This is a genomic window from Streptomyces subrutilus (assembly GCF_001746425.1).
Taxonomy (GTDB): Bacteria; Actinomycetota; Actinomycetes; order Streptomycetales; family Streptomycetaceae; genus Streptomyces; species Streptomyces subrutilus_A.
This window is the reverse complement of the sequence record NZ_MEHK01000001.1, coordinates 7273557-7295351: the sequence shown is the minus strand read 5'-3', so window position 1 is coordinate 7295351 and position 21795 is coordinate 7273557. Positions and strand designations below refer to the sequence as shown.

The window sequence follows — 21795 nt, the reverse complement described above, 5'->3', positions numbered from 1 at the left end:
GACGTACGCCGAACTCGCGCAGGCCCCCGGGGCCGGTACGACCGCGCTGCGGCGCCGGCTGATCGCCCTCTCCGGAGCCCTGTGCACCCACCCCTCCTGGGCGGCCCCCACCGCCTGGCGCGCCGGCGGCGTCGAGCTGCGGCGCGCCGCCCGCACCCACACCTCCGCACCGGCGGACGGGGAGGCAGCAGCGTGAACGAGCAGACCACCGCGCCCCGCCCGCAGGTCGCCACCTGGGCACCCAGCCAAACCGGCCCCTGCGCTCGGTGCCACGCCCCCACGTGCCGCTACGGGGTGGGTACGAGCCCCTTGTGCGAGGCATGTAAGGCCGCGCGGCAGGCCCTGTACGGGGGCTGACCCGTGTCTGTGCTGCCGCCTGACCTGCCTCGTCTGCGGACGCTGGTCACCTACCTGCGCGGCGAGCTGGGCAGGGCGGAGAGGGCGCTGACCGAGGCCGAGGAAGCCGAAGCCATGGCAGCCCGCCGGCTGCCGCCACCCGAACCCCCCGCATGGCTGGTGGAGCGCGGGATCGGCGCGGGCATGCGACCGGTCTGCGTCCACGCCGGGAGCTGCTGGGACCTCAGCAAACGCTGCGCGCCCGCCACCGCCGAACAGATACGCCTTCCTCGCCGAGGGCGTCCCCGCCTGCCCCCACTGCCGCCCCGACACCATCCTGGGAGTCCTCGAATGAACTGCCCGCCCCACCCCGAGCAAGCGGGCAACACACACCGTGTGACCGTCCTTCCGCCCGACGCACAGGGCGCACGCCGCGTCCGCTGCGACGGCATCGACCTCGGCCGCGCCTACGGTCCTGCCGACGTCCGGGAGTTCCTGCGGCGGGCCGGCCTCGACCTCGACGACGTCACCGCAGACGGTGGGGACATCATCGAATGGCGCGGGGGCGGCCCTGCCGACTGGCACCCCGACCGCGGGTGACCCACCCCGCCCGGCCGGCCCCAACGGGTCAGATGACGGGTGAGTGAGCCGGGGTAGTCGTGGCGCCGGCATCCGTGGCCATCCGCGCGCCAGGCCAGGAACAGCACCGAATCGGCGAGAGCACGGGGACCGGCCCGGTGGCTGATCACCGGCGTACGGAAGCGGCCCCGACAGTCACCATCCGACGCGGTGGATACTGCCCACGGCTCTCTGGGCGGACGCCGGGGTATGGTCCGGTCCATAAGGCGCGTCACCCTCCGGCTGTTGACCTAGGCAGTTTCGTTCGGATCACCGATCGGACCAGAGGAAGATGCCTGCGACGTGCAGTCCAGCTAGGTAGATGGTCGCGGTCTTCTCGTAGCGGGTAGCGATGCCCCGCCACTGCTTCAAGCGGTTGATGCACCGCTCGACGGTGTTGCGCTGCTTGTAGGCCTCGCGGTCGAAGGCGGGTGGTCTGCCACCACGGCTGCCTCGGCGTTTCCGATGGCCCTGTTGATCTGCCGGAACTGGGATCACCGCGCGGATGCCGCGCTTGCGCAAGTGCTCGCGGATGGCGCGCGAGGAATAGGCCTTGTCAGCCAGGACCATATCGGGCCTGGTGCGGGGCCGACCACGTCGCCGGGGGACACGTAGGCGAGCCATCACGTGCGCGAAAGCGGGTGCGTCGCCGGCCTGTCCGGCGGTGAGAACAAAGGCGAGGGGACGACAGTGGGCGTCGGCCGCGAGATGAATCTTCGTGGTCAGTCCACCGCGGGACCGGCCGATGGCATGGTCACCGGGCTCGCCAGCCGGGGCCCCTTTTTGCGGGCCCCGGCCGCGTGCTGGTGGGCACGAACGATCGTGGAGTCCACCGAGACCACCCAGTCCAGGTCCTCGTCGGCGTCAGCCTGGGCCACCAGCGTGGTGAACACGCGCTCCCACGTGCCATCGACGGCCCACATCCGAAGCCGGTTGTAAACGCCACGCCAGTTGCCGTATCTCTCGGGCAAGTGGACCCACTGCGATCCGGTCTGGAACTTGAACGCGATCGCATCGATCACCTGTCGGTGGTCACGCCACCTTCCACCTCGCTTCGGCGTCCGGTCCGGAAGTAACGGCTCAATCCGCGCCCACTGCGCATCAGTCAACGGCACACACAGGCCAACGCACAGACGGCCCTGTGAGGAACGGCTACCGGCTGTCCGCGCCGTCGGCCGGATCAGCCGCTGCCCACCAATCGACGAAGCGGGCGGCCGCCGCCTCGGGCGGCCGACTTGAAGGAAGTCCGAAGTGAACCTCCAGCTCCTGCCGCAGAAACTCGCCGATCACCGCCTGGTCGGCGCCACCGTGGAGGCTGCGGAACAAGGGGCCGATTATGCAGTCGTACTCGTCCTGGACATCGTCAGCGACACCGATCGGATCCCACTCATTGAGCAGCCGTCTGAGGTCCTTCTGAGTGGAGGTGTTCCAAGGGCATCTGCCCAGAGTGCCATTCGACAACGCTAGCGACTACTCACGGCATCTTGATCCAAACGAAACTGCCTAGATGCTCCGGGCTCGTGTGGGGCCCGTCGGCCCGACCGGTCAGAGGGATTCGAGCAGGCCCCCGAGCGTGAAGACGCTCCCGCACAGAGCGATCACAGTGCCCAAGAACCGGTAGAAGCCGACGGACGCCACCCGCCGGGCCGGACCCAGATCCCCCCGGGCGTGCATCATGCGCTCGGCGTTGGCCGCCGCCCGGCGTTCCAAAGAGGCGGCGACGCCGCGAATGTTCAGCGCGACCCAGCTGCCCGCGGCGAAGAGAGTGAGTCCCACGGTCAGCAGGACGAAGGCCGTGCTCAAGATTCCTCCGGATGGTGTGATGGACGCCCGGAGGCTAGCAGGGGGCTTGGGGGAGGCCGGAGGCGGGTCGGGGTGGAGGGGCAGATGCGTGTTCATTCGCCGTCACGGGCCCGGGCACTTTGGCGTACTGCCAGCCAGCGCAGCCGATACCGCCGTGAGCCCTTCCCCCACCACCCCAGCCTGTACTCGGATTCCTGCGGAAACACGGCTTGAATGGCCACGACGGCAACGGCTGCCACGATGCACAGGAGCACGAGCACATACAGCCACCCCGGCGCGCCGACTCAGCAGCTACGGTCGCCACCGCGATGGCGATCCCGACGGCAACTGACGTCACCAACGGTTGATTCTTGTTCACATAGGAAGATATGGGGCTTTAGCTCTGGGTGAAGTAGCCGAGCAGGTCGGTGATCACGTGGTTGCTGCCGCCCCAGCTGTTGAAGACGCTGACCTTGCCGTCTGCGACTGGGGTCATGACGTGGTTCGGGACGGTGAGACCCGGCAGGGTGTTGAGGCTGCTCGCGCTCGTGCGCGGAGTGCCGAACCCGTGGACGGTCAGGAAGCCGGGGCCGGTGGACTCGGTCGCGGTCACGTTCAGGGCCGCACCGATGGCGTTGGCCGGCAGGCCGCTCACCGTGGTCGTGGCGCCGGGGCGACCTTGCCCGTGGTGCGGGTGTCGGCCAGGCGCTTGGGCACCACCGGGGTGAACAAAGCGTTGCCGTCCTTGCCGTAGTAGCCGACGGCGTCGACGACCAGGTGGGTGGAACCGGAGTTGGTGAACAGGGTGATGGTGCCGTTCGGCCCGACCGGGACGATCGCCTGGTTGGATTTGTCCTTGCCCGGCTCCACGTTCAGGTTCGAGGTCGTCGGGCGCTTCGCCGGGTCCGGGTAGGCGATGACGTGCGCCTGCTCGGTCGCACCGGTACCGGTCAGGTTCAGGGCAACCGCCGTGGCGTCGGCCGGGATGCCGTTCACACCGGCGACCTTGACCGTGCGGGTCTGGCCGCCGCCCAGCGCGCCACCGGTCGTGCGGGTGTCGACGACGCGGGTCGGGGTGACCGGGCTGAAGCGCTGCCCGACGTTGGGCTGGTAGTAGCCGACGAAGTCGACGATGAGCGCGGCCCTGCCGGAGTTGAGCTGCGCGGAGACCGTGCCGTAGGCGCCGATCGGGACGGTGACGGTGTTGGAGGAGGTGCCGCCCGCCTTGATGTTGACGTTCGAGGTGACCGGGCGCGGCTGGCCCGAGGGCCAGACGCTGAGGTGGGTGTCCTCGGTGGCACCGGTGACAGTCACGTTGAGGACCGCCACCGCCATGCTTCCGGAAAGCCGGTGACCCGGTACGGCGGGCCGACGGGCAGGGTCACAAGGGTGGCCGTCCCGCCCTGGACGGGTGTGTTGGTGGTACGGGTGTCCAGCAGGCGGAACGGTTCGGTCGCCACGTAGCCCGACGGGGTGTAGTCGACCTTCACGTGCGCTTGGCCGTGGACTTCGCGCCCTTGGCGTCCTGCATGGTGACGGTCACGTCGTAGGTGCCGGGCATCTTGTAGGTGTGCTCGAGGTCGCCCAGGTTGTCGATGTGCCTTGGGTGCCGTCACCGAAGTCCACGTCCGTGCTCGTCACCGGCCACGGAGCCGCGGTGTCGTCGGTGTCGACGGAGACGGTCAGCGGAGCACGGCGGGTGAACGGGTCGGAGGAGGTCGGCAGGAGGGGTGTGACAGTGAAAGCCGTGGTCAGCGGACCAGGCGCGGTCACCTTGGCCGGCTGGTCGAAGGAGGAGACCTTCTCTCCGACACCGTTGACCGCCGTCACTTTGGCCACGCAGGCGCACGGCGAGCTGTAGACGTGCTCGGCGGTGGTCGCCTTGGTGACGACCGGGGCCGTGCCGTCGCCGAAGTCGTAGTGGTAGGTGAGCCCCGTGGGCCAGCGGCCTCCGGAACGGCCGTCGCCTTCACCGTGGTGCCGGCGGGAGCCCACGCCGGATCGATGCTCAGCGTGACGCCCTTCAGGACGTCCTGGGTCTCGAAGGCACCGCGGTCGATGTAACCGCCGTCCTTGCCGTGTTGGCCACGCGCGGATCGTCCGCCGTCGGCTCCCATAGATGTCGGTGGGCAGTACGCCCGGTGCCGTCGGGTCGCCGGAGTCGATGGTGGGAGACCCGTCCTTCGCCCCCACCTTGTTGTAGTCCGGGGCCAGGATGTCGTGCGCGCCCTGTCCGTGGCGGCCGCGAACGCCGCCGGGTCTGGTAACCGGTACCGCCCCACGTGTAGGGCGTCGACTTGAGCTCGGGACCGGTGATCAGGTTGTAGTCGGCGCGGGTACCCGGCGTCGCGCTCGCCGCCACTTCGATGCCCTTTCGGGGCGCGGCCGATGCGCAGTCAGTGGGCCAGGTGAAGAGCACGTTGTTGAAAACTGCGGAACCGGACGAGGCGGCGCCACGGACCGAGATGGTCGTACCGCAACCGCTGACGAGCGTGTTGTTGGTGACGGCGGTTTCCGGGGCGTCGATCACATCGACGCCCCTCTCGAAACCGACGTCGAGCTGGTTTCGGCTGAGCACGGTGCCCCGCGCTCCGCCCTCGACACGGACACCGAGTAGACGGCTCCGGACGGCTCGCACGCCCACACTTCCCTCGCCGATCACCAGCCCGGCCGAGGCGCCGTTCGAGACGTAGACCCGGTCCAGCTCGACATCCGTCGAGCGGCGGACGTGAACGCCGCCATAGCTGTGCAACCCTCGGACCGCCACGTGGGAGGCGCCACTGATGGTCAGGCTCCTGCCGAACTCCAGGTACGCCGCTGAGGAGAAGTACTCCGTGTCGGCGGTGAAGGTGATCGGCTTGCCCGGCTCCCCGGACCGGTCGATGACGACGTTCTCGTCATAATGCCCCCACGTCTTGATCCGCACGGTCTGACCGGGCTTGACGATCTTCGCTGCCGCCGAAATCGTGCAGAAGGGAACCGCCTGCGAACCGGCCCCCGTGTCGGTGCAGTTCGAGGTGCCCTCATTGTTCACATAGAGGGTGCTCGGCGTATCGACGGCTGTCGCGGCCGGAACGCCGAGAAGAGTGACGAGACCTGCGGTCAGCAGGACCGTCGCACGAGTGGGACGCACGGGAACCCTTCGGGCAAGCATGCAAAATGCATGCAATACGGTGCGGCGCCGCGCGACTGTGATTCTCCTGCCCCCCAGTGGCAGCCGGCGCACGCGAATCCGCAGAAACGTTTCGACGATAAGCCATCTCCCCTACCGGCTGATCACCGGCCCACCACTGGCCCGATGGCGAAGGCGGCCTGCTGGACGGCACCGCAGGCTTGAAGGCCGGCTCGATGGACAAGGATCGACGGCGCGAGCTTGGCAGTCGCGGGTGGCCTGATGAAGGAGTCGCCCGCCGGGATCGCGGTCGTCGCCCGCGCGGCCACGGCGATCGCTGCGCCGATGGGGCGTAGCGTTCCATGCCCGAAACTGGTGCTCCGGGTGGGTTTCGAGGGCTCTCTTGCTCAATGGCGAGAACGCACGCTTCCTCGGGAAAGTGGTGTTACCGAGGACCAGCACCATGACCTCCCCCCGCCCCCACCGTCAGACCGCAGATCACCACCTGGTCCCCCTCGCAGACCGGCCAATGCGCGCGATGCAGTTCGCCATGTGCGCGCTACGGCCCCTGCGAGCCCCCTGTGCGAGGCATGCCAGGCCGCCCGGCAGGCCCGACACGGGGGGTGAGTCGTGTCTGTGCTGCCGCCATTCACTCCGCATCTGCGGACGCTGGTCACCTACCAACGCGGTGAGCTGGGCAGGGCTGAGAGGGCGCTGACCGAGGCGGAGGAAGCCGAGGCCGCCGGCGCACCGCCGCTGACGGCAGCGACTGCTGCGCCCTGCCTCGCCGCCGAGCGCCAGCTCGGCGGCGAGGCGCATTTCTGCAGGCGTCTGGCCCTCGAAAGGGAACGGCCCGCTGGCCGGTGGGCATGTTTTTTTCGTCGTTCACGCCGTTCGGATCTGCGGCCAGTGTTTGACAGCAGGACGGCCCGGCTGGCGCAGTTCGTCTTCCGCCCCGGCGGGGTCGTCGGCCGCTGGGTCCACGTGCCTGCCGGTTGGCTGGCCCTCGGGGTCACCATCACGGCGTTGGCTCAGAGCTCGCCAGCGTCTACGACCTCGCTGGCAGCGGGGGGCGGGATTTGCGTGACGGTTTCGAAGTCATACCACGTGAACTCATGCGGCTCTCGGCCCGTCTCCGTTCGCTTGAGCAGGTAGGGGCGGCCCTGGGTCGCCACGTAGTCGGTGACGGTGCCGCCGTTGGTACCCGGGTATGTGAGCATGATCGCGGGTTGTCCGTCGACCGTGGCGGAAGCACCCCGGGATATTGCAGGGGATTCCTCTTCCAAAAGGATGTTGGGGTCGCGCAGCTGGCAGCTGAAGGCGATGGCCTTCGCGTCCGAGTGCTCGGCATCCAGCTTGATCCAGCGGTTACCGATGCGGTTGACCACGACGTCTTCCTGCGCCTTGGTGGCCTTCAAGCTGGACCTCCACGCCTGCGGGTCGCGCTTCACATGGAGGACCTTGGGCGTGGCATGGATCTCCGTCTTGCCCAGGCCTTCGCCGCTCACCGTGCCCGCGCAATCCACGTTCACGAACGTGAGCTCGATCGTGCCGGTCAGCCCGTCGCCAGACGCCTGTCCTCGGAACTTCTTGAACGTGGCAGTGCGGGTCTCCTCGTATGCGAGCTGTTGGATCTCCTCGGGGGTCTTGCCCTGGAAGGGCTCCGCGGCAGAGCTGTTCGGTGAGGTGGAAGCCGGCTGGTTCGCGTCGTCTGTCGGCGGCTCTGCGGGGTCGCAGGCCGTGAGGACGAGACAGCCAGCAAGCACTGCGGCCGAAACGGTGGTGGAACGAGCGGAGAACGGATTTCCTCGGGTGGTGTGCAGGGTAGGGAGTGGTGCGTACATGTGGGACGGCACCTGTCGGCGTCGACATGGGGCGACCCTGATCGCCGCGAACTCCGCCGCGCGATGTCGTGGGGTGTACCCCCTAAATGGCGGGGCGGACCGGTGTAGCTCGATGGTGGTGAGCGATCGCGCCCGGCGGGGGCGTTATGTCCCGCCGGGTGCCTGCTCATACTGCTGTGGTGTGGGCTATCCGATGGTGAGGAACTCGTTCCATTTGTCTTCGTCGCGGCCGGAGGCCGGGCCGAGGGTGGCAGTGCCGCCTTGGTAGAGCCACTGGTTGCCGAGATTGTCCACAGCCCAGATGTCGGGGATGCCGTCGCCGGTGGCATCGGCTGTGCCCAGCAGCATGGGGATGGTAGTTCGGCCCCAGCCGGTGGTGGCGTAGGTGTAGTCCACGCCGCCTACGGCGTTGGCTGATGCGGAGAGCGAAGCGAGGTCGACTCCCCCGTTGGCACCCGGCTTGCCCTTGCGCAGAAGCAGCCCGCGGTTGGCGTTGGCGTTGTCACGGAAGAGAAGGTCGGGGATCTTGTCTCCGGAGACGTCGCGTACTCCGATGAGGTCGCGGGGGGCCCAGACGGTGTCGGCCATCTTGGTGTGGCTGGTGAAGCTGGATCCGGTGTAGCCGGAGAACGCCCACAGGCTGTCGGCATCCAGGGCGAATACGTCGGCCAGGCCGTCGCCATCAACGTCCTCGGTGACGATGATCTGCCGGAACGACGCCGGATCGGGCGCGCCCGGAGGCAGAAGAATTTCCGTGCGGCGGGCGACGTCGAACTGTCCGGTGCCGATGCCCGGGTAGATGTACAGCTTGCCGTCGGGCATGCGGGCGATGAGGTCGGTCAGCCCGTCGCCGGGGAACCAGTCCGTGGAGTGCCCGATGAGCGCGCGTTTGCCGTCGGCACCGTTCTTCCAGTAGCCGGCTGCGACGGGGAGGCCGTCCTGGACGGCGCCAGGGATGTGGATGTCGGTATCCCCTGTGGCGTCGCCGCCGTAGGTGCGGAGGTTGCCTTCTTTGTCGATGGCGAAGAGGTCGGGGTGGCCGTCGCCGGTGGCATCGCCAGGCTTGTCCAGACCCGCTCTGGGACTGACGAGGAAACTGTAGGTGGTCTGCGGTGAGATGTTTCCGTACTGGTTGACGGTGCGGACGTAGAGGACGTTGGGGCCCGCTGTGTCGACCTGGAGGGTGACGGAGACCTTGTCCGCGCCGTTGAGGGTCAGCTCGGCCTTCTTGTCGAAGAGGGGCCGGTTCAGGCTGTACTGGTATTCGCGGATGTCTGCGACCCTGGCGCCGTTGCCACTGAGCAGGATCTTCTGGCCAGGGGTGCCGGCGGGCTTCGCGCTCCACTCGGTGTAGTTCTGGCCGGGTTCGGGGAAGTCGGTGGAGGAGACGGCCGGGCTGGGCGGGACGACGTGGCTGACGGTGAAGGTGCACCAGCCCCCGGAACCGGAGTCGAACGGTCCGCTCCCCGATCCCGATCCGTCCTTGTCGAGGACGCGGGACAGCCACTGGTAGGTGGCGCCCGATTCGAACTTCTCTAGAGGTACTTCATGGAAGACGACGCCGTCGCTGTTGGGCGGCAGCCAGTTGTTGTAGACCTGGGCTCCCGTGACGGTGTTCCAGACCTCGACCTGGACCTTGTCGAGGGTATCGAGGCCGTCGCGGTCGGTGGCCTTGACCTGGAAGGTGATGTTCGTCTTGCCGATCCCGGTGCCCGGGCTCGTGGTCAGGCAGCGGCCGCCGGGGGTGGTCTGCATGTTCGCCGCGGTCGGGGTGTCGGGCGGGTTGTTGTACCGGACCTCGATGTACGGGGCGGTCTCGCCGTTGGCGATGAACTTCTTCCAGTACCACGAATCGGACTCGTTCGGTGCTGCGAACCCGAGGGACAGCGCGCCCCAGCCGCTGGCGGCGGCGTCGGCGACTAGACCCTTGATGTCGGGGGCGATCCAGTTGTCCGGGCAGGAACTGTTGTAGCCGTAGCCGGCGTACTCAGTGGCGACCTTGCGGTTCCAATAGGTGCCGTTGTTGGTGTTGTTCCAGGTGCTGGAAGAAGTGACGTAGGGCGTCGAGTAGATGTCCATCGGCTTCTGCTCGCACGACCAGGAGTAGGTCTGCAGGGCGCGGACGCTGGCGGAGATGATGCCGGCGCCGTGGAGTTCGCTGCCGAAGTTGAAGTTGAAGATGGAGCGGGAGGTGCCGCCGGTGGTGGATTCGTAGCCGACGCGGGCTTCGTTGGTGCCGCTCGCGTTGTAGTTCTGCCCGTTGTAGAAGCTCGAGTTGCCCTCGGTCTTGTAGAGCAGGCTCCAGGAGTGCTTGTGGCCCTTGAAGGAGGGGTCGATGAACACCGGGTACACCGTCTCCGGGGCGTTCAGCAGGCCGCTGTCGGGGGTGATGGCCAGCGTGTTCTCGGTCAAGGCGGGCTTGGCGGGCTTCAGGCGGGCACCTTCAGCGCCGGCCAGACCGGACAGGCCGAGGGTGGGGTGCAGTGCGGCTTTGTCAGTGGGCTTCCAGGCGGGCTCGTTGTCGGTGGTGGCGACCTTGCCGCTGGAGTCCCACATCATCGGGGTCGGCGAGCCGGCGACTTCTTCGTCCTGCTCGTTGCGGGCGCTGACCGCGCCCGATTCGGCGTCGAGGCGGAAGGTCAGGTCGGGTGAGGCGAGCCGGTACTTCAGCTGGCCCAGGAGCGGGTCGGTGGCGGCCTGGCGGTCCTTTACGACCAGGAGATGCGAGTATCCGCCGTCCTGCGCGGTCATGAGCAGGTCGATTCCTGGACGCACGTTTTCGTACAGGGCGCGCGGGCCGTCGATGACGGGTTCGGGCAGGGTACCGGGCCAGGAGACGACGATGTCGTGGCCGTCTGTGTTCAGCCGTACCAGCTCTGTCCACACCTCGGTGGGAGTGTCCTGGCGCAGCGCGACACGGGTGACCGAGCGCGAAGCCCGCTGGCTTCCTGCGCTGGTGGCGTGCTGCTTGGAGCCGGCGCTGAAGACGACGCGGCCGTTGACCGCCTTCGCCGCGTACCCAGCGTCCACCCTGTGGAGGGTGGTGTCGATCGGCTTCCACTGTCCGTCGGCCTTGGCCCGGATGGCGGAGTTGAAGACCTGTTTGCGGTAGGTGCCGTCTGGCTGGGCCCAGGTCGTGGTGTTCGCGCTGCGCGCGGCGGTGACCTCGACCTCCTTGCCCGACTTCTCGGCCAGGCGCCGAGCCTCTGGCTCAGCGATCGGGAGTTCCTCGGCAGGGGTGGCCTGCGGCGTGTCCTCTGCGCTGATGTGTACGCCCACCGGCACGGCGACGGCTATCGCGAGGAGCGCCGCCAGGGCGCCCAGCGTTCGGCGGCGTCTGAACCACCGTCTTGCCGGGACAGCAGCAACTTCCTTTTCGGCTGGTGCTGTTGGCGGGCTTTCATCGACGGATTCACTGACAGACACAGGCGTACTTCTCCCCCCTCGGGCGCACACTCGGGCAGCCCTCGGTACTGAAAAATCGGTTTTCGGCGCACTACCGAGGAAGATGCGAAAGGCCGCTCCCCGCACGCCTTTCCACACACGGAGTGCGAGCCGAGCATGAACCATGCCGCAGACATCTTCACCCCCTGCACCAGCCCTCTGGCAGACCTTTTAGAGCCGATTCGCGTGGATTGCCCTGAAGTTTACTGCCAGTAAAGTGATAAAGCCCACACCGGATATCGGAACCGTAGGTTTTCCGCTCATCCCGACGCACAATCAGCTGGCTAATTGTCATTTTCCTGCCGGCCGTGCGCCTTCGGCCCCGCGGCGGCAGAGCGTGGGGGGTCCACATGTCGCCGTTGACGGCGAATTTCCGCCTGCCCGGAAACAGAAAGGCGCGCGCGAAACGCGCGCGCCTCGCCGGGCGCACCGGCATCACACTCTCCGTGGTGCTGACCGCAACACTCCTGCCCGTCCATGCCTGGGCCGCACCACCGGGCGACCGCAGCGGTGTCACTCTGCCCGCCTTGCAGAAGGACTTGAAGGCAGAGCGCGACCCGGTCGCTTCCGCGCAGCTGGAGGGCTGGTTCGGGGATCCGCCCGCACCGCTTGACCCGTATGCGCCGACCGCGGTGGCGCTGCCTGCGGGTGGCTCTGCCAGCGTGACGCCTGCCGCCGGTACCGAGTTCACCCAGGTCGGAACGCTGCCCGTCAGCATCGGCAAGGTCGAGAACACCGGTACCGCTCCGACGGGCACCTGGTCGGCTGCGGTCTCGGACCGCGCCAAGACCGAGGCCGCGGGTGTTGACGGCGCCATGATCAAGATCACGCCGCCGGCAGACGCGGTGAATCCGGTCGACGTCGCGCTGGACTACTCCAAGTTCGAAGACCTGTACGGGACCGAATGGGCTTCCCGCCTGAAGCTGCGGCAGTTCCCCGCCTGCTTCCTTGTCACGCCCGAGCTGCCCGAGTGTTCCGTCTCCACGGACGTTCCCAGTGTGAACGAGCCCGGCAAGAAGCGGGTCATAGCAACCGTCAACCCGACGGCCGCTCCCGTGCAGGGCATGCACACCATGACCGCCGGCAGCGCCGAGGTGGCGCTGGTCGCCTCCGACGGGGCAGCGGGCGCCGGCGGCAGCTACAAGGCCACCTCGCTGTCCGCCTCCGGGAAGTGGACGGCGGGAGGCAGCGGCGGTGGATTCTCCTGGACCTACCCGCTGAACGTCCCGCCGGCCCCGGCAGGGCCCACCCCCTCGATCGCGTTCTCGTACTCGTCGCAGTCCGTGGACGGCCGGACGTCGGTGACCAACGGGCAGGCGTCCTGGATCGGGGACGGATGGGACTACAACCCGGGCTTTATCGAGCGCCGCTACCGCACCTGCTCCGACGACCTGAAGCCCACGGGCACCGGCAAGCCGAACAACGACAACACCGCCGACAAAAAGAAGGGCGACCTGTGCTGGGCGGGTGACAATGTCGTTCTCTCACTGGGCGGCTCGATAACCGAACTGGTGCGCGACGCCGCGACCGGAAAATGGGTTCCCGCTTCCGACGACGGTTCCAGGGTCGAGCTCAAGACCGGTGAAAACAACGGCAACGGCGCGCGGAACGACGAGTACTGGGTCGTCACCACCCGCGACGGCACGCGCTACCACTACGGCCGCCACAACGTGGGCACCCACGGCGACGGCACCTCACCGGAGAACATCACCGATTCGGTCTTCACCGTCCCGGTCTTCGGTAACCACCCGGGCGAACCCTGCTACACCACGGTGTACGCCAACTCGTCCTGTCGGCAGGCCTGGCGCTGGAACCTCGACTACGTCGAGGACATCCACGGCAACGCCATGGTCATCGACTGGAAGAAGGAGGAGAACCGCTACGCCAAGAACGAGAAGTACACGGAGACGAACGCCGACAAGGTCGGGTACACCCGCGGCGGCTACCCGGTACGCATTCTCTACGGACTGCGCGCCGGCAACCTTTCCGGCGCCCCTGCCGGCCGAGTCGAGTTCGGCGTGGAGCAGCGGTGCTTCCCGGAAGTCACCAATTGCGATAACTCCCAGTTCGGTACCAAGAACGCGCTCGGATGGTGGGACACCCCCAGCTCGCTGAACTGCAAGATGGCCGCGACGCGCTGCGACATCGCGTCGCCGACGTTCTGGTCGCGCATGCGCCTGGCCAAAGTCTCCACCTACGCTCAGCGCACCGAGGGTTCCACGGCCCTGACCAAGGTGGATCAGTGGGTGCTGGAGCAGTCGCTGCCCGCCCACCGCACTGATACCAGCCCTCCGCTGTGGTTGAAGTCCATCACCCGCACCGGCTACAGCCCCACGAACAGCGAGCACGGCGAGGTGCTGCCTTCGGTCTCCTTCGTCGCCAACGGCAAGGACATGCCCAACCGTGTCGTCAAGCCCACCGACCCGGTAACCGGCAAGCCCGACGCGGCCCCGGACTTCGACCGGCAACGGATCGAGACCATCCGCACCGAAACCGGCGGTGACATCCACGTCACCTACTCCGCCCCCTGCGCTCTGGGCACCACCGTCCCCGATCCGGCGAAGAACACGAGCCGCTGCTTCCCCGTGCGCTGGTCCGCGGATCCGGACCTGGCTCCGGAGAAGACGCCGATCGAGGTGTTCAACAAGTACGTCGTGGAAAGCGTGGCCGAGAAGGACCGCGTAGCGCAGCGGCCCGACGTCGTCACCACCTACACCTATGAGGGCGGCGCGGCCTGGGTGAAGGAGGACGACGAGCTCAGCAAGCCCGAGCTGCGTACCTACAGCCAGTGGCGCGGCTACGGCAGCGTCCTCACCACCACGGGCGAGACCGAGAAGACGGGCACGCCCACCGCGACCGAGAAGTCCCAGACCCGCACCCGCTACTTCCGCGGCCTGTCCACCGACGCGGCCAAGGTCACCGTCAAGGACTGGACGGGAACCGAGGACCTCGGCGAGGACAAGCCCCGCTTCCAGGGCCAGACCGCCGAGACCATCACCTACACCAAGGCCGGCGGCGGCGACGAGGACATCGAGAACCGCCACTTCACCCGGCCCTGGGAATCCGGGACCCCCACCGCGACCCGCGCCAGAATCGACGACGCGGGACGAAAGGTAGAGGCGTACCGCCAGGGCATCGAACGCACCATCGAGGTCCAAGCGGTCAGCGGCGGCAAGTCCCGCATGGTGCGCACCGGCCACACCTATGACACCGCCTACGGTCTGCTTCAGAGCACGCACACCGAGGTGAAGGAGAAGACCGGCAGCGCCGACTCGGTCACGGTCAAGCAGTCCTGCAGCAAGCCGACCTACGTCCACAACACTGCGAGCAACCTGATCGGCCTGCCCGCGGAAGTCCGCGAAACGACCGGTGACTGCACCGAAGCCGGCACGACGGGCGGAACCGTCCTCAGTGCCGCCCGCACCTCCTACGACGCCGTCAACGCCTTCGGTACCGCCCCCACCAAGGGCCTGCCCTACCAGGTCGACAGCCTCGATGGCGCGGGCACCGGCTGGATCACCTCCGGGCGCAGCGAGTACGACGCGCTCGGCCGGACGGTCAAGACCTACGACGCGCTCGGCAACCCGTCGACCACCGCGTTCAGTCCCCCGACCGGGCCTGCGTTCACGGTCACCGCGACCAACGCACTCGGGCACACGGTGAGCACCAAGCTGGATCCGGCTCGCGGCAGTGTCCTGGAGGCGACGGACGCGAACGGGCGCAAGGTAACCACCCAGTACGACGAGCTCGGCCGCACGAAAGAGGTGCGGACGCCGTCGCAGAAGGCGACCGACAAGTCGGCCTACACGTTCGACTACCAGATCAAAGAGAACAAGACACCGGCCGTCACCACCCGTGCCCTGAAGGACGACGGTACCTACAGCACATCGATCGCGATCTACGACGGACTGCTGCGCCCGCGCCAGACCCAGAGCGAAGGTCCAGGCGGCTCGCTCGTCGTCACCGACACCCTCTACTCGGCGAACGGCACCGTCTACCAGACCAACAACGCCTACCTCGCCGACGACAGCCTGAAGACGGAACTCTTCGTCCCCAAATCGGACACCGAAATCCACAACTCCACCCAGACCGCCTACGACGGCCTCGGCCGTGCCGTACGCACCACCACGGTGAAGAAGGGCACGGCAAAGCATTCCGCCATCACCCAGTACGGCGGCGACTGGACCCTGACCCGCAGCGCCATGTCCCCCACCGGGGCAACCCCGCTGCCGGGCAGTCGTGCGGTCAAGACGAGCACGGATGCCCTCGACCGCACCACGATGGTCGAGCACTACACCTCCACAGCCGCCGAGGATGTCAACCCGTCCTTGCTCGAGAATCCCGCGACGACCAAGACCAAGTACGAGTACGACGTCCGCGGAAAGCTCGCCAAGGTCACCGACCCGGCCGGCAACAACTGGACCTACGTCTACGACGCCCGCGGCCGGATGACCTCATCCACCGACCCGGACATGGGCACGTCGACGTTCGCCTACAACAACCTCGACCAGCAGACGTCGGCGACGAACGTGTCCGGGTACGCCCAGCACACCAAGTACGACGTTCTCGGCCGCAAGACCGAACTGCGCAACGACAACCCCACCACCGGGTGGCTCGTCGCCTCCTGGACCTACGACACCCTGCCCGGTGCCAAGGGCCAGCCCGTCTCCGCAACCCGTAACTGGGGCGACGGCGGCTTCTACACCAGTGCGGTCACCGGCTACGACAGCGAGTACCGGCCCACAGGCTCGAAGATCACCATCCCGGACCTGCCGAACGCCCAGACCACCAAGGGCCTGGCCGGCACCTACACCTACAGCGCCACCTACACGCCCACGGGCAAGGTCCAGTCGACAACTCTCCCGGCCACCGTCGGCGGTCTCGCCTCTGAGAAGCTGATCACCCGCTACAACAAAGACGGCATGGTGCAGACCATGTCCGGGCTGACCTGGTACACGGCCGACACCATCTACAGCCCCTTCGGTGAAGTAATTCGCACCGCCACCGGCAACGCACCCCACCGCGTGTGGACTAACAACATCCACGACCCCCACACCGGCCGGGTCACCACAGCCGAAAGCCACCGCGAAACCCGCGACCCCTACTCCACGTCCACCCTGCTGTCCTCCCTCACCTACACCTACGACACGGTCGGCAACCCGACCTCCATCACCGACGCCCAGCCCGACGCCCGGCCCACCGCCACCAAGGACTCCCCGCTCCTGGTGGACCGCCAGTGCTACACCTACAACAACATCGGCCAGCTCACCCGAGCCTGGACCGGCAAATCCGCAGGGTGCCCCACGAGTCCCGCAGGCCCCGCGCGCTCCGAGGTGGGTTCCGCCCTCCCGGGTGACGCCTACTGGCAGGACTACGAGTTCGACGCGATTGGCAACCGCACCAAGCTCACCGACCGCGACCCCGCCGACAGCAACCTCGACGACGTCACCGCCTACGAGTACGGAGTAGCCCAGGCCGGCGGCGCCCAGCCCCCGGTAAAGAAGCAGCCGCACGCACTGGCCAAGGTCAACAAGACCACCAAGACCCCCGGCTCCACCATCGACTCCCTGTCCACCTACACCTACGACCAGGCCGGCAACACCAAGACCCGCACCATCGGCGGCGACACCCAGACCCTGAACTGGGACCGCCGCAACAAGCTCCAGTCCGCCACCACCCCCGGCTCCATCGGCTCCGTCGCCGTCACCGGCCTCGCCGGCAAATGCCTCGACGTCCAGGACGGCCAGAGCACAGACAGCACCCCCGTCCAGCTGCTGACCTGCAACGAGACCAAGCCCCAGCAATGGCGCCTCACCGGCGACACCCTCCAGGCACTCGGCAAATGTCTCACCGCCGACGGCAACAAAGCACGCCTGTACGCGTGTGACGGCCGGGCAACGCAGAAGTTCACCTACAACGCCACGCACAAGTCCCTGGTCACCGCCACCAACCAGTGCCTGACTGTTCCCAACGACAACCCGGCCGACGGCAACGACCTCGACCTGTACACCTGCGCCAGCCCCCCCCCCACCCCCGCCCAGCAGTGGAACTTCGGCAACTCCACCAGCTATCTGTACGACGCCTCCGGCAACCGCGTCATCCAGGAAACCGGCAGCGCCCGCACCCTCTACCTCGGTGAAACCGAGATCACCGTCAACAAGGCTGGCCAGGCCATCGACGCCGTCCGCTACTACAGCACCCCCGGCGCCCCCACCACCATCCGCCGCACAGGCGGCAAATCCGCTGGCCACACCCTCTCCCAGCAGCTGACCGACCACCACAACACCGCCACCATCAGCGTCGAACAAAAAGACGGCCAGGCGGTCACCCGGCGGAAGACCGACCCGTACGGAAACCCCCGCGGCAGCCAGCCTTCCAACTGGCCCGGGGACCGCACCTTCCTGGGCGTCGGCACCGACGACAACACGACCGGGCTCACGCACATCGGCGCCCGCGAATACGAGCCTTCGACCGGCCGGTTCATCTCCGTCGACCCCATCCTCGACATCACCGACCCGCTCCAGATGAACGGCTACACCTACTCCCGCGGGAACCCCATAACCAACTGGGACCCCACCGGCCTGAAAGACGACAACTGCGCCTACCACTCCAACTGCACCGCCAACGGCGGGACATTGGATGAAGAAGACCCGCCGCCGTGCGGAATATTCTGCTCGATGGGGAACAGCAACAACGGACCGCCCTCACCGCCGAATAATGCCAAGATGGGCGGAAAACCGCAGGGCTACTACAAGACCACCGGCATTTGCGGTCGAGGCAAGTGTAAAAAGACGTGGGTCGATAAGCCCAAGGGAACCAACCGTGACTACGTAGGCGGCCTGCTCCTAGGAGGTATCCAGGGGCTGACGCTCGGATGCCGCGAGCTCACACCTTCCGGATGGGCCTCGTGTGGACAGACGACAGCAGTTGAAGATTACGGGGTAAACCCCGACACAGGATCCTTCAACGAGGGGTTCGGACTAGGGGGAACAGTTGGCTCATTCGTTCCCGGGCCCAAGATAATTCGGCCTGGAAAGGGCTCCGCCCCCGTCCCGTGCTTGAACAGCTTCATCGCTGGCACCGCAGTACTACTCGCCGATGGCACCAGCAAGCCCATCGAAGAGCTGACCACCGATGACGAAGTCCTCGCTACCGACCCCGAAACCGGCGAAACAGCTGGCAAGAACATCACAGCCACCATCTACACCAAAGATGACAAAAAGTACGTCGACGTCAGCATCCAGACAGACGACGGCATCAAAACAATCACGACAACAGACCACCACCCCTTCTGGTCCGAGTCAGACCAGACCTGGAAGGACGCTGGCGACCTCAAGACAGGCACAACCCTTCGCACCGACGAAGGAACAGCTGCAACCATCGTTCAGACCCGCACCTACCGGGCCGTCAACGAGACCTACAACCTCACCGTCGCGGACCTTCACACGTACTATGTGCTGGCTGGGACCACACCGGTCCTGGTTCACAACATCAGTCCGGAGCAATGTCGGCTCGCCGTGCGGGAAATGGACCACGTGACGTCGGGAGTCCTTGACATCCAGGTGGATGTTGTCCCGTTCGGGAGTGGTGGTCGCGGTTCGGGCGGATTCGTTGACGATATGGGTGGTCGGGTGCCCGGCATGACGTCGTCGAATTATCACCACGCCGAGATGCAGGCTGCGGCCTATATGCGCCGCAATGAGATTGGACGCGGAGTGCTTTACATAAACCACCCCGATGGCGTCTGTCAATTCTGCAACGGGTCGGCGTATACACGTCCTGGTGGGCCTCCGGTCAACCCCATCGAGGATGCGCTCCCAGAAGGCGCGAAAATGTGGGTCTACGATCGAGATGGAAGATTCCTTGGTAAGTTCACGGGGAATTCTCGCTAGTCGCGACTGAAGCGTTTCGGTCGGGCGCGACAGGCGCTCTGCCGAAACGCTTTTCAGTAGGATGTGCGCCGATGTGACGATTGCGGGCATGCTGGCCAGGCCGAGCCTTTGGTGTACACTTGGGCATCGTGGATGAACTCCTGTCAATCAATTCGGATAGCGTCGGACGTTTCTTCCGGCGCTGGTACGGCACCGTGGAGGGCGCGAACTACGTTCACCTCGACGCCAGCCCCTATGCGCCTGCTGAACTGGTTGCGTGGCATACGGCGGCAGCGCTTGCCGGTGGCCCTGTGACGTTCCAGGACAGGCCCGTTGCGTTTCGGGATCTTACGCCGGACTCTCTCGGCATGCTCGAATTTTGGGTTGAGAATCAGAACGGATATTTCTGGGCCGTTGACCTCGATGATGATATTCTCCAGGTCTTCTCCAGGGAGGCAGGAGGAGGTGGCTGGATGAGAACGGGCGAAGTTCTCAGTGATTTTCTTCTGCATTGCACCGTGCGGGAAGCTGTCATCGGAGGCTCGTCCAAGTTCACCACCTTTGTTGATGCTGCAGAAATCAACAAGGCGCTGGAGTCGTTTGAGCCGCTGAAGTTCGTAGCGCTTGGCAGTGAAGAGCCCGAGGTCAAGCTGTGGTGTAGCGAGGATGCACTGGTACGCATGGCACCTCCGCCGACGGGATATGCGGGCCCCGGTGAGCAGCTGTGGATGCTGACCTTTGCGGCTCCGTCTGATTCACGTATCGAGCGGTACGCGTCCCGGTTCGGCCTTGAGAACTTGGCCAAGGCCGAAACTGCTCGCGTGGAACTTCCGTACGAGCCGCCGCCGTTCTAACGGCTGGCGCAACTGGCTGATGGCCACGGACCACATGGTTCGTGGCCATCGCTCATGTCACGAATGGGGCCATCCAGAGCGCTTACGCGGGCCAGGTAGGACGCTAAAGGGCCAACTACGGCGCTACTGACTTCGGCGTGTCAGGGTGAACTGTGGGGAGGTCAGTAGCGCCCAGGGTCGGCGGGATTCACCAGCGCCCTGAGGGTGCAGCTGCTGTTCAGACCCGGGTGGTGAGTCGCGCGAGTGCCACGTCGTAGCGTGTTTGGACCTGTGGACTCGGGGCTGCGCGCAGGAGGGCGGCGAGTGCTCGTACCGTGCCGTCGTCATAGCGGGCGGCTTCCGCTTCCCGGGCCGCGAGGTCGAGTTGGGCGGCGCCGTCGGTGTGGTGGCCGAGTCCGACGAGTGCTTCGCCCTTGATGATGAGCAGCAGGATGTGGGGGATGTCGGTGGCGCCGGGCCGGAAGTTGAAGTCGATGGCGCGGGTAGCGGTGGCGAGGGCTTGGTGCCAGTGGCCGGCGTCGGCCTGGTGGCGGGCGAGGTGCTGGGTGGCGAGGCGTTCGACCCTGCGGTCACCGATGCGGCGGGCCAGGTCGGCGGCGCGCTCGCAGCTGGTGGCGGCCTGGTCCAGGTCGCAGAGGGCGGCTTGGGCCATGGCGAGGACGATCAGGGCGTTGGCCTCGGCGAAGGCGTCGCCGGCGCGGGCGGCGAGCGCGGAGGCGGCCTCCAGATGGACGAGTGCCTCGGGGGTGCGGTCTTCCTCGGTGAGGACCCAGCCCAGCACGTTGAGCACCCGTGCCTCCCCGTGCTCGTCGGCGTCGGCCCGCGCGGCGGCGAGGGCGGTTTCCAGGAGCGGGGCCCAGCCGTCGCGCACCCGCCAGACCATGAGTGGCCACATCGTCATGACGATGCGCCAGGTGCGCTCGTGCAGGAGGGCGGCGTCGGCGGCGTTGATCGCCTGGGTGAGGTTGCCGCGCTCGGCGGTGAACCAGGCGACGGCGGCGTTCCGGTCGCCGAAGTCCCGCACCGCGGTGGGTGGGTGGAAGTCGGCGGGGAGGGGGAAGCAGTCCTCGGAGCCGGGTTCGGCCGCCGCGACGGCGGCGGTGGCGGTGGTGATGTAGTGGTCGAGGACGCGCTTGAGGGTGTCGGGGTGGGCGTCCAGGCCCCGGGCGTACAGCCGCACGAGGTCGTGCATCGTCCAGCGGCCGGGCGCGGTCTCGGTGAGCAGGTGTGCGGCCGTCAGGCGGTCCAGGGCTGTGTCGGCGGCGGTCGGGTCGGTGCCGGCCAGGGCGGCGGCGGTGTAGCGGTCCAGGTGGGTGCCGGGGTGGCGGCCGAGGGCGGCGAACACGTCCGTTACGGGCGCGGGGAGTTGGCGCAGCGTCAGGTGGAGTGCGGCGCGGACGCCGGTGTCCTCCAGGTCCAGCAGGCCAAGGCGGCGGGTCTCGTCGGCGAGCTCGTCGGCGAGTGCGGCCAGGGTCCAGCCGGGCCGCCCGGCGAGGCGGGCGGCGACCACCCGCAGCGCCAGCGGCAGTCCGCCGCACAGGTCCGCGAGGCGCAGTGCGGCGGCCTCCTCGGCGTGGACCCGGTCGGCGCCGAGGAGGCGGGCCAGGAGGGCGGTGGCGTCCTGGGGGGCGAGGACGTCCAGGGGGACGGGGCAGGCGGTGTCGGTGACGATCAGCCCGGGCAGGCGGTGGCGGCTGGTGACGACGGTGACGCAGCGGTCGCCGCCGGGCAGGAGCGGGCGGACCTGGTCGGAGTCGCGGGCGTTGTCGAGGACGACCAGCAGCTGCCGGTCGGCGGCCAGGGAGCGGAACAGGGCGGCCGCGGCCGGCTCCGACTCCGGTATCCGCTCGGGCGCAATGCCAAGGCCCAGGAGGAACTCGCGCAGCACCTCGGCGGCGGACGGCTCGCCCATGTCGCTGAAACCGCGCAGATCG

The 21795-nt window shown here is 67.3% G+C and carries 16 protein-coding genes and 1 pseudogene; 5 read left to right on the top strand and 12 right to left on the bottom strand.

The window, feature by feature from the left end; all coding sequences use genetic code 11:
* The 3 genes and pseudogenes from BGK67_RS39250 to BGK67_RS33320 all read left to right on the top strand — a co-directional run.
* Positions 1-196 (top strand): hypothetical protein (locus BGK67_RS39250; protein ID WP_069923526.1); only part of this gene is annotated, 196 nt, incomplete at its 5' end.
* A gap of 275 nt (positions 197-471) precedes the next feature.
* Positions 472-570, top strand: a pseudogene (locus BGK67_RS41050) (DUF6233 domain-containing protein); the annotation flags it as partial.
* Between the two features lie 162 nt (positions 571-732).
* A complete protein-coding gene (locus tag BGK67_RS33320) occupies positions 733-936 on the top strand; it encodes a hypothetical protein (RefSeq protein ID WP_244291408.1) in 204 nt (67 codons plus the stop codon).
* Between the two features lie 288 nt (positions 937-1224).
* Here the strand turns inward: BGK67_RS33320 and BGK67_RS36950 are convergent.
* The 11 genes from BGK67_RS36950 to BGK67_RS33275 form a co-directional block, all read right to left on the bottom strand.
* A protein-coding gene (locus BGK67_RS36950) for an IS5 family transposase (RefSeq protein ID WP_432215538.1) occupies positions 1225-2087 on the bottom strand; the annotation gives its coding sequence in 2 pieces (ribosomal slippage) (positions 1225-1736 and positions 1736-2087; 864 coding nt in all).
* Positions 2088-2106: 19 nt separating this feature from the next.
* Positions 2107-2280 (bottom strand): hypothetical protein, encoded by a 174-nt coding sequence (locus tag BGK67_RS40455; protein ID WP_244291407.1) that lies wholly within the window; start codon positions 2278-2280, stop codon positions 2107-2109.
* 219 nt (positions 2281-2499) lie between these two features.
* On the bottom strand, positions 2500-2757 hold the full coding sequence (locus BGK67_RS33305; protein WP_069923523.1) for a hypothetical protein: 258 nt from the start codon (positions 2755-2757) through the stop codon (positions 2500-2502).
* A 376-nt stretch (positions 2758-3133) separates the two neighbouring features.
* Positions 3134-3391: a hypothetical protein gene (locus BGK67_RS33300; RefSeq protein ID WP_079154533.1), complete on the bottom strand. Its 258-nt coding sequence runs from the start codon at positions 3389-3391 to the stop codon at positions 3134-3136.
* The gene (locus BGK67_RS33295; RefSeq protein ID WP_141754134.1) at positions 3388-4050 is read right to left on the bottom strand and encodes a hypothetical protein; all 663 of its coding nucleotides are present in this window, start codon (positions 4048-4050) and stop codon (positions 3388-3390) included. The genes BGK67_RS33300 and BGK67_RS33295 overlap by 4 nt, the downstream gene beginning before the upstream one ends.
* Entirely contained in the window at positions 4047-4226 is a 180-nt protein-coding gene (locus BGK67_RS33290; RefSeq protein WP_069923521.1) for a hypothetical protein, read from the bottom strand. Before BGK67_RS33290 ends, BGK67_RS33295 begins: the two co-directional genes overlap by 4 nt.
* The gene (locus BGK67_RS41345; RefSeq protein ID WP_107489040.1) at positions 4223-4297 is read right to left on the bottom strand and encodes a hypothetical protein; all 75 of its coding nucleotides are present in this window, start codon (positions 4295-4297) and stop codon (positions 4223-4225) included. Before BGK67_RS41345 ends, BGK67_RS33290 begins: the two co-directional genes overlap by 4 nt.
* Positions 4276-4731, bottom strand: a complete 456-nt coding sequence (locus tag BGK67_RS33285; protein ID WP_069923520.1) for a PKD domain-containing protein — start codon at positions 4729-4731, stop codon at positions 4276-4278. The genes BGK67_RS41345 and BGK67_RS33285 overlap by 22 nt, the downstream gene beginning before the upstream one ends.
* Before the next feature lie 28 nt (positions 4732-4759).
* Positions 4760-5869, bottom strand: a complete 1110-nt coding sequence (locus BGK67_RS39245; RefSeq protein ID WP_167739635.1) for a right-handed parallel beta-helix repeat-containing protein — start codon at positions 5867-5869, stop codon at positions 4760-4762.
* 1010 nt (positions 5870-6879) lie between these two features.
* The gene (locus tag BGK67_RS39240) at positions 6880-7692 is read right to left on the bottom strand and encodes a hypothetical protein (RefSeq protein WP_167739634.1); all 813 of its coding nucleotides are present in this window, start codon (positions 7690-7692) and stop codon (positions 6880-6882) included.
* Between the two features lie 186 nt (positions 7693-7878).
* Positions 7879-10977, bottom strand: coding sequence for a DNRLRE domain-containing protein (locus BGK67_RS33275; protein ID WP_069923518.1), 3099 nt, complete (start codon positions 10975-10977; stop codon positions 7879-7881).
* A 608-nt stretch (positions 10978-11585) separates the two neighbouring features.
* Between BGK67_RS33275 and BGK67_RS33270 the strand changes: the two genes are divergently transcribed.
* Together BGK67_RS33270 and BGK67_RS33265 are read left to right on the top strand one after the other, a co-directional pair.
* The gene (locus BGK67_RS33270; protein ID WP_141754133.1) at positions 11586-19028 is read left to right on the top strand and encodes a ricin-type beta-trefoil lectin domain protein; all 7443 of its coding nucleotides are present in this window, start codon (positions 11586-11588) and stop codon (positions 19026-19028) included.
* Between the two features lie 128 nt (positions 19029-19156).
* The gene (locus BGK67_RS33265) at positions 19157-19861 is read left to right on the top strand and encodes a hypothetical protein (protein WP_141754132.1); all 705 of its coding nucleotides are present in this window, start codon (positions 19157-19159) and stop codon (positions 19859-19861) included.
* Between the two features lie 217 nt (positions 19862-20078).
* Here BGK67_RS33265 and BGK67_RS33260 read toward each other — a convergent pair whose 3' ends face one another.
* Positions 20079-21773, bottom strand: a complete 1695-nt coding sequence (locus BGK67_RS33260) for an NB-ARC domain-containing protein (protein ID WP_107489039.1) — start codon at positions 21771-21773, stop codon at positions 20079-20081.
* Positions 21774-21795: the final 22 nt, after the last annotated feature.

Coding starts and splice junctions, on each gene's coding strand:
- BGK67_RS39240 (WP_167739634.1), bottom strand. CDS start 7,692: ATGTACGCACCACTCCCTACCCTGCACACCACCCGAGGAAATCCGTTC.
- BGK67_RS33260 (WP_107489039.1), bottom strand. CDS start 21,773: ATGGGCGAGCCGTCCGCCGCCGAGGTGCTGCGCGAGTTCCTCCTGGGC.